Annotated in this window: 1 protein-coding gene; it reads right to left on the reverse strand. The window is 72.1% G+C overall.

Annotation, left to right across the window (positions count from 1 at the left end; all coding sequences use genetic code 11):
- On the reverse strand, positions 1-2,015 hold a 2,015-nt coding region (locus AC31A1_RS50355; RefSeq protein WP_489659742.1), incomplete at its 3' end, for an FAD-binding and (Fe-S)-binding domain-containing protein.
- Positions 2,016-2,300 lie beyond the last annotated feature (285 nt).

The following is a 2,300-nucleotide window of genomic DNA, read 5'->3' on the forward strand; positions in this document are numbered from 1 at the left end:
ACCCGAGGAATCCCCCGCTCCCCCGCGATCCCGCCCAGCCTCTTCGCCAGCGCCGCCAACGGCCGTACGGAAGCGAGGGAGTTGACCAGCCACGCCGTACGCGTGCGCTCCACCAGCCGGAGCCAGCGCGGCAGCCGGCCCATCGCGTAGTGGGCCGCGGGCCTGCGCCGCCCTTCGTAGTGGTGGTGCAGGAACTCCGCCTTGTACGTGGCCATGTCGACCCCGACCGGGCAGTCCGTGCGGCAGCCCTTGCAGGACAGGCACAGGTCCAGCGCGTCGCGGACCTCCGTCGACCGCCAGCCGTCGGTGACCAGTTCGCCCGCGAGCATCTCGTGGAGGAGTCGGGCACGCCCGCGTGTGGAGTGCTGCTCCTCTCCCGTCGCGCGGAACGACGGGCACATCACCGAGGGCCCGTTCGCCTCTGTCGTACGGCACTTGGCCACGCCGACGCAGCGCCGTACCGCCGCCGAGAAGTCCCCGCCGTCGGACGGGTAGCCGAACACCACGTCCACCGGCTTGCGCGGGAGCACCGCGAAGCGGAGGTTCGTGTCCAGCGGGGCGGGGCGCACCAGCATCCCGGGGTTGAGGAGGTCGTCCGGGTCCCAGACCCCCTTGACCTGCTCGAACAGGCTCACCATCTCGGAGCCGTACATCTTCGGCAGGAGTTCCGCGCGTGCCTGTCCGTCCCCGTGTTCACCGGAGAGCGAGCCACCGTGGGCGGCCACCAACTCGGCCAGCTCCTCCGAGAAGTGGCGGAAGCGGGCCACCCCCGCCTCCGTCAGCAGGTCGAAGTCGATGCGGACGTGGATGCAGCCGTCCCCGAAGTGGCCGTACGGCGTTCCCCGTAGGCCGTGCGCGACCAGCAATCCCCTGAAGTCCCGTAGATACGCGCCCAGTCGGGCCGGCGGCACCGCGCAGTCCTCCCAGCCCGGCCATGCCTCCGAGCCGTCCGGCATGCGCGTCGCCGTACCGCTCGCGTCCTCGCGGACGCGCCACAGGGCCCGCTGACTCGCCACCTCCGTCACCACCAGGGCGTCGACGACGTCGGCCGCGCGGACGACGGTCTCCGCACGCGTGCGTGCCTCCGCCTCCGTGTCACCGCCGGTCTCGACGAACAGCCAGGCGCCGCCCCGGGGGAGGTCCGCGGTCGAGCGCACGAGGTCGGCCGCCATCCCCTCCACCGTCAGCGGCCCATGGATCAGCAGGCCCGCCGCCGCCTCCGCCGCCGCGCTCTCGTCGGCGTACCCGAGTACCGCCAGCGCACGCGCGCGGGGTGCCTCGACGAGTCGTACGACCGCCTCCGTGAGGATGCCCAGTGTGCCCTCGCTGCCGCAGAAGGAGCGGGCCACGTCCGCGCCGTTCTCGGGGAGGAGGGCGTCCACGGCGTAGCCCGAGATGCGGCGGGGGAGGTCCGGGAAGCCGGTGCGCAGGCGGGCCAACTCGGCGTCCACGAGCGGCCGTAGGCCCTCCGGGGCGCCCGCCCAGTCGCGGCCGGGGTGCAGAAGATCTCCCCGCGCGGTGATCACGGACAGTTCACTCACGCTGTCCGCCGTCGTGCCCCAGGCGACCGAGTGGGAGCCGCAGGAGTTGTTGCCGATCATGCCGCCGAGGGTGCAGCGGCTGTGGGTCGAAGGGTCGGGACCGAAGCGCAGCCCGTGCGGGGCGGCGGCCTGTTGGAGGCGGTCCAGGACCAGGCCGGGCTGGACGACCGCCGTGCGGGAGGCGGGGTCCAGGGACACCAGTCCGTTCATGTGGCGGGTGAAGTCCAGGACCACGCCCGTGCCCGTCGCCTGGCCGGCGATGGACGTGCCGCCGCCGCGTGCCACCACCGACACCCCGTGCGCCCGGCAGGCCGCCAGCGTCGCCGCCACGTCGTCGGCGTCACGGGGCGCGACGACGCCCAGCGGAACGCGCCGGTAGTTGGACGCGTCCATCGTCGTCAGCGCCCGGGACGTGACGTCGAAACCGACCTCGCCCCGGACCGTCCTGCGCAGCTCCGCCTGAAGATCCGCCATGCCTCCAGCATGCACCCGACCACTGACAGTGACCGTCCGGCGTCGGGCGAAACGTTCCGGGAAACTTCGCACCCGCAGGGCACCGATTCCGTAAACGCATCCAGAACCTCCCCAGTTCGATCACTAACTCTCATATAGTGACCGCCAGTTGAGCACCCGGAGTCGCTTCTCGCCCAGGAACCCGACGAGCACCCCCCGAGGACACGACCGAGGACGACTGAGGACCACGACCAAAGACGCCCGAGGACCCGACCGAGGACCCCCTTCATGACCGCCCCCATACTT

The organism is Streptomyces sp. P5F9 (genome assembly GCF_057961495.1).